This window comes from Intrasporangium sp. (assembly GCF_051961875.1).
In the GTDB taxonomy this organism is placed as follows: domain Bacteria; phylum Actinomycetota; class Actinomycetes; order Actinomycetales; family Dermatophilaceae; genus Intrasporangium_A.
In genome coordinates this window covers 1-8,348 of the sequence record NZ_JBQCCV010000228.1, presented here as the reverse complement: position 1 = coordinate 8,348, position 8,348 = coordinate 1, and the positions used below count along the sequence as shown (strand labels likewise).

Genomic DNA, 8,348 nt, shown 5'->3' with positions numbered 1-8,348 from the left:
GGCTTCGTCGAGACGAAGAACGCCGACATCGGCCCGGAGGCGAAGGTGCCGCACCTGACGTACTGCGGCGACGCGACGATCGGCGAGGGTGCGAACATCGGCGCCGGCACGATCTTCGCGAACTTCGACGGGCTGACGAAGTCGCACACCCACATCGGTGCGTGGAGCTTCGTCGGGAGCAACTCGGTCATCGTCGCGCCGAAGTCCATCGGCGCTGGCAGCTATGTCGCGGCCGGCTCCGCCGTCGTCAGCGACGTCGGCCCCGGGCAGCTGGCCGTGACACGCGCGCAGCAGCGCAACATCGACGGGTGGGTCGCGCGCCGCCGACCGGGCACGAAGACCGAGAAGGCCGCGCAGGCCGCGGCCGCCGCCGAGGCCGAAGAGGCGCTCGCGGCTGAGCAGGGCGCGGTCCAGGAGGGCGACCTGCTCCAGGAGCCAGGTACGGACACCTCCGCCACGACGCAGGCCAGCGAGACGAAGGGCGCCCGATGACCGGCATCAACAAGACCACCGAGAAGCACCTCATGGTCTTCTCGGGGCGGGCGCACCCGCAGCTCGCCCAGGAGGTCGCGGAGCAGCTCGGCACCGAGCTCGTCCCCACGTCGGCCTACGACTTCGCCAACGGCGAGATCTACGTCCGCTATGAGGAGTCGGTCCGCGGCTGCGATGCCTTCGTCATCCAGAGCCACACGTCGCCGATCAACGAGTGGATCATGGAGCAGCTCATCATGGTCGATGCGCTGAAGCGGGCCTCCGCGAAGCGCATCACCGTCGTGCTGCCTTTCTACGGCTATGCCCGCCAGGACAAGAAGCACCGCGGCCGTGAGCCGATCTCGGCGCGCCTCATGGCCGACTTCTTCAAGACCGCCGGGGCCGACCGTCTCATGGCGATCGACCTGCACACCGCCCAGATCCAGGGCTTCTTCGACGGCCCCGTCGACCACCTCATGGCGATGCCGATCCTCGCGGACTACGTGGCGGAGAAGTACGGCCACCTCGACCTCTCGGTCGTCTCCCCGGACGCGGGGCGCATCAAGGTGGCCGAGGACTGGTCGAACCGGCTCGGTGGCGCACCGCTCGCCTTCATCCACAAGACGCGCGACATCAACCGGCCCAACGAGGTCGTCGCCAACCGCGTCGTCGGTGAGACGAAGGGCCGGGTCTGCATCCTCGTCGACGACATGATCGACACAGCCGGGACGATCACCAAGGCCGCGGACGCCCTCATGGCGGACGGTGCCGCCTCGGTCATCATCGCGGCGACCCACGCGATCCTCTCCGGACCGGCCGTCGACCGGCTCAAGGCCTGCAAGGTGGAGGAGGTCGTCGTGACCAACACCCTGCCGATCCCCGAATCGCGCCGCTTCGACAAGCTCTCCGTGCTGTCCATCGCGCCGCTCGTGTCGCGCGCGATCCGGGAGGTCTTCGAGGACGGCTCGGTCACGAGCCTCTTCAACGGCAAGGCCTGACCGGTAGGCCGGGCGGCGCGTCCGCTCCGAGAGGCGGGCTCGGTTCGCTGCCAGTACTTTGGGCGGCATGCTGCACGCGGTCGCGAAGCGCTCGATGGGTCTCCTCAGGGGCGCAACCACCAGGTTGAGGATCCCACTCTGCGCCGTCGTCCTGGCGTGTCTGGGACTCGCTACCGCTCCGGCCCAGGCCGCCCCGCCGACCGTCGACCGGTTGGCAGGTGCGAACCGCTACGCCACGGCCGCCGTGATCTCTGCGGCGTCGTTTCCCGCCGGCGTGGCAGTCGCCTACGTCGCGACGGGTGCCGCCTTCCCCGATGCCTTGTCCGGCGCCGCGGTGGCAGGGCGGAACCGCGGGCCCCTGCTCCTCGTGAAGCGGGACGCGATCCCCGCTGAGGTCCGCAACGAGCTGAAACGGCTGTCGCCCAAGCGCATCGTGATCCTGGGTGGCCCCGGGGCAGTCTCTGGCGCAGTCCAGAGCGCGCTCGCCGGCTACACGTCGGGTTCGGTGAGCCGGATCTCGGGTGCCGATCGCTATGCCACCGCTGCACAGCTGTCGAAGGCCACCTTCGCCCCGAAGGTCAGCAACGTCTTCGTCGCCACCGGGGTCGACTTCCCCGACGCCCTGTCCGGGTCCGCCGCTGCGGGGGCGCAGGGCGTGCCGATCCTGCTGGTCCGGCCGGCCAGCCTGCCCTCCTCGACAGCGACAGAGCTGAGGCGGCTCGCTCCTGCGAAGATCACGATTCTCGGTGGCACGGGCGCGGTGAGCGGCTCGGTCGCCTCCATGCTGAAGCAGTTCGCCCCCGTGACTCGGATCGCGGGCGCGGACCGCTACGCGACGTCCGCCCAGACCTCCACCGCTGCCTTCCCGTCCGCCCACCGGGCCCTGCTCGCCACCGGCTCCGACTTCGCCGACGCCATGGCGGGCTCCGCGGTCGCGGGCGGTATCCCCGGGCCGGTCCTGCTGTCCAAGCCGACCTGCGTCCCGGCAAACGCTCGTCGTGAGATCACCCGCCTGGGTGCATCCCGAGTGACCCTTCTCGGTGGTGTGGGCGCGCTCTCCGGCGCCGTCGGCTCCCTGACCGTGTGCGCGACCTCGGCGCCGCCCACCGCTCCGGCTGGCTGCACCCAGCCCTACTTCACCACGAGCGACTCCAACGGCGGGATCACGGACCACGGCTACTACGTGCACAACAACCTGTGGAACGCGGCAAAGTACCCGGGTACCAAGGGCACGACCCAGGTGTGCTCATACCGGTCCTGGAACCACATCGGCACGGCGAGCAACTCGAGCGGCACGGGAGAGGTCAAGACCTACCCCAACGTCCACAAGGACTACTCGGGACGGACGATCGCGAGCTTCCGGACGCTGAGGTCCTCGTTCGCGGCCACCTCGCCTGGCGTCGGGATCTACAACGTGGGCTACGACCTGTGGCTGAACGGCGTGCCGAACGACGAGGTCATGATCTGGACCGACAACCGCAAACAGGTCCCGGCAGGCTCGAGGTTCGCGGCCGGCGTGAAGCTGAGCGGCTACACCTGGGACGTCTACGCGACGAGGGGGAACGGCTACATCGCGTTCGTCCCGTCCGGTGGCGCCCGCATCGCGTCCGGCACCCTGGACCTCAAGGCCATGCTCGGCTACCTGGTCAGTCAGGGCCGGGTCTCCGGCGCCGCTACCGTCGACCAGATCTGCTACGGCGTCGAGATCGTCGACACGGGTGGCAAGCCGGCCACCTGGAAGTTCACGGACTTCTCCATCACCGACTCCTGACCGGCCGGTCGGCCCGCCGGATACCGGTCAGAACGGAAGGTGAGCCGGAGCGCCCCTATTCCGTCGCCGTTCGCTCCGCTCGTCGGGCGCGGTATGCCGCTGAGTGTGCTCGGGGGCCGCACCCTCCTTCGCAGTAGCGCCGCGAGCGGTTGCGGGAGAGGTCGAGCACGATGTCGTTGCAGTCGTCCGCCTCGCACACGCGCAGCCGCCCCAGCTCGCCGGCGCGGATGACGTCGACGAACGCCATCGCCGCCTCGACGGCGACCCGCTGCGCGAGGGGGGCCTCGGGAGGCGTCGCGTGCAGGTGCCAGTCCCACTCGTCGTGCCGGACGAGCTGGGGGAGGGCTCCCGCATCGCGGAGGATGCCGTTGACCTGCGCCACCGCCTCGTCCTGACTGGAGGTCCAGAGCCGCCGGAGGGGCGGGCGCAGTGCCGCGACCTCGTCCACCTCCGCCTGGTCGTGGGTCCGACTCCCGGTCCACGTGCCCCCGGCCAGCAGCTCCTCGAGATCGTCGGGGGTGCGCAGCGCGTCTGCGCCGCCGGGACCGGTCGTCGCGCTGTTGACGAGGCTGACGACGAACTCGAGGGCGACTTCCGTGTCATGGGCAAAGACCATGTTGACTCCTGACGCGGCGGGTGAGTACCGTCATGAGTGTAATCCATTTTGGTCATGACAGGAGCGGGTCGTGTTGCAGCGTCATCCCGCCGTCGGTCTCGGGGTCGCCCTCGCATCGGCGGCCGCATTCGGCACCTCCGGCGCCTTCGCCAAGAGCCTCCTGCTCGGCGGTTGGTCGCCCGGCGCCATCGTCACCCTCCGTATCGGGATCGCCGCCGCCGTGCTCCTCATCCCGACGATCCTGAGCCTCCGCGGTCGTTGGTCGGTGTTACGCCGCAACGCCGCACTCGTCTTCGGCTACGGACTCACGGGCGTCGCGGGCTGTCAGCTCGCCTACTTCAACGCCGTGTCGCACCTCTCGGTCGGCGTCGCCCTCCTTCTCGAGTACCTCGCGCCCGTCCTCATCGTCGGCTGGCTGTGGGCGCGACACCGGCAGACCCCGAGGCGGCTGACCTTCGTCGGGGTCGTGCTCGCCATGCTCGGTCTTCTGCTCGTCCTCGACCTCGCCGGCGGTGCCCGGGTCAGCATGGTCGGCGTCGCCTGGGGCCTCGTGGCCGCGGTCTGCCTCGTGCTCTACTTCCTCCTCGCGGCGCGCACGGACGACGCGCTCCCACCCATCGCCCTGGCCGGTGGCGGCCTCGTCGTCGGGATCGTCGTTCTCGGCGCGGCCGGCCTCACGGGCATCCTCGACGTGACTGCCGGCGCCCGCACCGTCCATGTCGGCAGCTCGGCCGTCCAGTGGTGGGTCCCGATCCTCGTGGTGTCCATCGTCGCGGCGGCGTTTGCCTACGTCGCCGGGGTCGCGGCCGTCCGGATGCTCGGCGCGAAGGTCTCCTCCTTCGTCGCCCTGACCGAGGTGCTGTTCGCCATCGTCTTCGCCTGGCTCGTGCTCGGCGAGCTGCCGATGCCCATGCAGCTGCTCGGGGGCGTCCTCATCGTCGCGGGCCTCGTCGCGGTGCGCGCCGACGAGACCCGGGCCGTCGCCGCCGAGCGGGCCCAGCAGCATACGAGCCCGTTGGTGCAACCGACCACGCAGGGCGGCGTCGGCCGGTAGCGTCGGGGCGTGGCGGACACGTCGAGCTTCACGGCTCCGGTGCTGCTCGTGGCGGCGAGCGGGCTGGCTCGCGAGGCGGCCCTGGCGGCGCGGGCCGCGGGCCTCGAGGTGGTGGGGTGCCTCGACGACTCGCCGGCGCTCGTGGGCAGAGAGGTCGCGCCGGGGCTGCCGGTCGTGGACTGCATCGACGCCGTCGCTCGCTACCCGGACGCCCAGCTCGTCCTGTGCGCGGGGAAGGGGGCCGTGCGGGAGCGGATCGCCCGGCGACTGGCCGGCCACGGGGTCGACGGGGGGCGCTACGCCACGATCGTCCATCCGAGCGCGACCCTCGCCGGCGACACGGCGGTCGGGCCAGGCTGCATCATCCTCGCCGGCGTGGTGGCGACTGCCCAGGTCGTGCTCGGGGAGCACGTCGTCGCCATGCCGAATGTCGTGCTGACGCATGACAACCGGATCGGACCATATGCAACCCTGTGCGCCGGGGTCGTGCTCGGCGGGTCGGTCGTCGTCGGTCGCGCAGCGTACGTCGGCATGGCCGCCTCCGTCCGGGAGGGCATCGCGATCGGGGACGGAAGCCTCGTCGGCATGGGGTCGGTCGTCGTGCGCGACGTCGGGCCGGGCGAGACCTGGCTCGGTGTGCCTGCCCGACCGGTCCAGCCAGGGGCGTGAACCGCGCCGCCCGACCCGATGCAGTTCGCTCGAGACGGTGTACTGGCTGAGCATCTCGATTTCGTGCAGTTCCCGCGGGGCGGGTAACATCGGTCGAGTTGCCTCGGCGAGGGACGGAGCACGGGTTCCGTCCGTGATCGACGCGGTGGTCGCCCATCCGGCATGTCCACGGCGTCCGTCCGTGCCGCGTCCCACGTCGAGGCCCACCGCCCAACCGACAGACGAGAGAGACGCTTCCCCATGTCTGAGATCAAGCTGACCGCCGAGCGCCGCACCGAGTTCGGCAAGGGTGCCGCCCGCAAGCTGCGCCGCGCGCACCAGATTCCCGCCGTCATCTACGGCCACGGCACCGAGCCGGTCCACGTCGCCCTCCCGGGCCACGCGACCATGCTCGCCCTCAAGACCGCCAACGCGCTGCTCAGCGTCGAGCTCGAGGGCAAGAGCACCCTCGTGCTCGCCAAGGACGTCCAGCGTGACCCGATCAAGCCGGTCATCGAGCACATCGACCTCGTGGTCGTCCGTCGTGGCGAGAAGGTCAACGTCGAGGTGCCGGTCCACGTCGAGGGTGAGGCCGCGCCGGAGACGCTCGTCACGCTCGACCTGCAGGTCCTCGAGCTTGCCGTCGAGGCGACCCACATCCCGGAGCGCGTCGTCGTCTCCGTCGAGGGCCTCCAGGCCGGCACGCAGATCCTCGCCGGTTCCGTGGAGCTGCCCGAGGGCGCCGCGCTCGTCACCGACCCGGAGGCGCTGGTCGTCAACGTGACCGCCCAGGTGTCCGCCGAGGCGCTCGAGGAGGAGCTGGCCGAGGCTGAGGCCGAGGTCGGTATCGAGCACGAGGAGCCGGCCGCCGAGGCGGCTCCCGAGGAGGCCGCCGAGCCGTCCGAGGGCTGACGCTCTCCGCTGTTGCTGCTTCAACGAAGGGGCCCGGCACCTGCCGGGCCCCTTCGCTGTTTTCGCCGGCAGGACGGCATACTGATCCCCCGTGGACACATGGCTCGTGATCGGACTGGGCAACCCCGGCCCTCGCTACGCGGGCAACCGGCACAACGTCGGAGCGATGGTCGCCGCCGAGCTCGTGGCGCGGCACGATGGCGGGTCGTTCAAGGCCCACAAGGCGCGGGCGTCGGTCTGCGAGCTGCGGTTGGGCGTCGGTCCCGGCGCGCGCCCCGGACCTCGCGGCGTCGTCGCTGTGCCGAGCAGCTACATGAACGAGTCCGGAGGGCCGGTGTCGGCGCTGCTCAAGTTCTACTCCGTCGACCTGGAGCGGCTCATCGTGGTCCATGACGAGCTGGACATCCCTGCTGGTGTCATCCGGTTGAAGCGCGGAGGAGGGGAGGGCGGCCACAACGGGCTGAGGTCGATCAGCAAGTCGGTCGGGACTCGGGACTACCTGCGGGTCCGGGTCGGCATCGGGCGGCCGCCCGGCCGCATGGACCCGGCCGACTACGTGCTGCGCGACTTCTCCGCCGCCGAGCGCAAGGAGCTGCCGTTCCTGCTGGACGAGGCCGCCGACGCGGTCGACTCCCTCGTCACGGTGGGCCTGGTGGACAGCCAGCAGCGGTTCCACTCGCCTGCCTGACGTCCCGTGGCGGCCGGACGAGCCCGGCTCGTTGAGGCTGCCCGACGTTCGCGAATCGCCGATCTTCCCGGCGGATGTCGTGTTGAATTGAACGACAGGTGGCGGGCGGGGCGGCCGGGGGGTTGTTCCTGGGGGACGGAACTGGGACGTCCTCGGCGACCCGAGGGCCACGCGGTGGCCATGGGGGTGAGGGCATGATGGCTCGGTCTTGCGTGACGGGGGAGTCGCGATGAGCTCGGTCAGGGATTCCGGAGGTGGATCGGTCAGTGTCGTGATCCCCTGCTACCGCTACGGGCACTTCCTGGAGGCGGCGGTCAGCAGCGTGCTCGACGACCAGGAGGGTGTGGACGTCCGCGTCCTCATCATCGACGACGCCTCCCCGGACGACAGCGCACTGGTGGCCCGTGCCATCGCCGAACGGCGCCCCGAGGTCGAGGTGATCGTCCACGAGGTCAACCGGGGAAACATCGCGACCTACAACGAGGGGCTGCTCGAGTGGGCAGACGGCGACTACACCCTCCTCCTGTCGGCCGACGACCGGGCCACGCCGGGAGCCTTGCGACGGGCGCGCGACCTGCTGGACGCTCATCCGGAGGTCGGTTTCGTCTATGGCCGAGCGCGCTGGGTGACCGAGGGCGCGCATCTCCCTGTTCCCCGGACCAGGGTCAGGGGCTGGTCGGTATATCCCGGGAAGCAGTGGTTGGATCACCGTTTCCGCCAGGCCGAGAACCCCATCGTCTCGCCTGAGATCGTCGTCCGCACCGCCCTGCAGAAGCGTCTCGGGGGCTACGACCCCCAGCTGCCCAAGGCCGCCGACATGGAACTGTATCTGTGCATGGCGGCCCACGCCGACGTGGGCTTCATCCGTGGGGTGGACCAGGCCTACTACCGCGTCCACGGCGAGAACATGAGCTCGTCCGTGAGCACGCTCATGGACCTGGTCCAACGCCGGTCCGTCTTCGAGGTCGTGCTGGACCGGTATGGAGAGGGCCTCGTGGATCCGGGCCGTCTGTCCGAGCGGGTGCACCGACAGCTGGCCAAAGAGGCGCTCTGGGCCGCCGGCCGGGTCTCGGGCCGAGGACGGCTGAGGGGGTCCGAGCTCGGCCGCCGCCTCATGGGTGGCGGACGGGGCGAGGAAGAGGCGGAGGTCGACCAGCTGCTGTCATTCGCCGCCGACTGTTGGCCGGAGG

The 8,348-nt window shown here is 70.5% G+C and carries 8 protein-coding genes and 1 pseudogene; 8 read left to right on the top strand and 1 reads right to left on the bottom strand.

Annotated elements, in window-relative coordinates; all coding sequences use genetic code 11:
• The 3 genes and pseudogenes from glmU to ACTHJJ_RS13475 all read left to right on the top strand — a co-directional run.
• Positions 1–492 (top strand): annotated as a pseudogene (glmU, locus tag ACTHJJ_RS13485) (bifunctional UDP-N-acetylglucosamine diphosphorylase/glucosamine-1-phosphate N-acetyltransferase GlmU); the annotation flags it as partial.
• The gene (locus ACTHJJ_RS13480; protein WP_440303452.1) at positions 489–1,469 is read left to right on the top strand and encodes a ribose-phosphate diphosphokinase; all 981 of its coding nucleotides are present in this window, start codon (positions 489–491) and stop codon (positions 1,467–1,469) included. The pseudogene glmU and the gene ACTHJJ_RS13480, both read left to right, overlap by 4 nt.
• 211 nt (positions 1,470–1,680) lie before the next feature.
• A complete protein-coding gene (locus ACTHJJ_RS13475) occupies positions 1,681–3,240 on the top strand; it encodes a cell wall-binding repeat-containing protein (protein ID WP_440303451.1) in 1,560 nt (519 codons plus the stop codon).
• 55 nt (positions 3,241–3,295) lie between these two features.
• On the opposite strand, the gene ACTHJJ_RS13470 is transcribed toward ACTHJJ_RS13475, so the two are convergent.
• Entirely contained in the window at positions 3,296–3,856 is a 561-nt protein-coding gene (locus ACTHJJ_RS13470) for a CGNR zinc finger domain-containing protein (protein WP_440303450.1), read from the bottom strand.
• 70 nt (positions 3,857–3,926) lie between these two features.
• On the opposite strand from ACTHJJ_RS13470, the gene ACTHJJ_RS13465 reads away from it, so the two are divergent.
• The 5 genes from ACTHJJ_RS13465 to ACTHJJ_RS13445 all read left to right on the top strand — a co-directional run.
• Positions 3,927–4,910, top strand: coding sequence for an EamA family transporter (locus ACTHJJ_RS13465; RefSeq protein WP_440303449.1), 984 nt, complete (start codon positions 3,927–3,929; stop codon positions 4,908–4,910).
• A gap of 9 nt (positions 4,911–4,919) precedes the next feature.
• A complete protein-coding gene (locus ACTHJJ_RS13460) occupies positions 4,920–5,579 on the top strand; it encodes a NeuD/PglB/VioB family sugar acetyltransferase (RefSeq protein ID WP_440303448.1) in 660 nt (219 codons plus the stop codon).
• Positions 5,580–5,819: 240 nt separating this feature from the next.
• Positions 5,820–6,470, top strand: a complete 651-nt coding sequence (locus tag ACTHJJ_RS13455; RefSeq protein WP_440303447.1) for a 50S ribosomal protein L25/general stress protein Ctc — start codon at positions 5,820–5,822, stop codon at positions 6,468–6,470.
• 91 nt (positions 6,471–6,561) lie between these two features.
• The gene (pth, locus tag ACTHJJ_RS13450) at positions 6,562–7,158 is read left to right on the top strand and encodes an aminoacyl-tRNA hydrolase (protein WP_440303446.1); all 597 of its coding nucleotides are present in this window, start codon (positions 6,562–6,564) and stop codon (positions 7,156–7,158) included.
• Positions 7,159–7,387: 229 nt separating this feature from the next.
• Positions 7,388–8,348: glycosyltransferase family 2 protein (locus ACTHJJ_RS13445; protein ID WP_440303445.1), on the top strand; the 961-nt coding region annotated here is incomplete at its 3' end.

Bases quoted from the DNA above. Each gene is read 5' to 3' on its own strand.
- ACTHJJ_RS13480 (WP_440303452.1), top strand. From the start codon at position 489: ATGACCGGCATCAACAAGACCACCGAGAAGCACCTCATGGTCTTCTCG.
- ACTHJJ_RS13470 (WP_440303450.1), bottom strand. From the start codon at position 3,856: ATGGTCTTTGCCCATGACACGGAAGTCGCCCTCGAGTTCGTCGTCAGC.
- ACTHJJ_RS13455 (WP_440303447.1), top strand. From the start codon at position 5,820: ATGTCTGAGATCAAGCTGACCGCCGAGCGCCGCACCGAGTTCGGCAAG.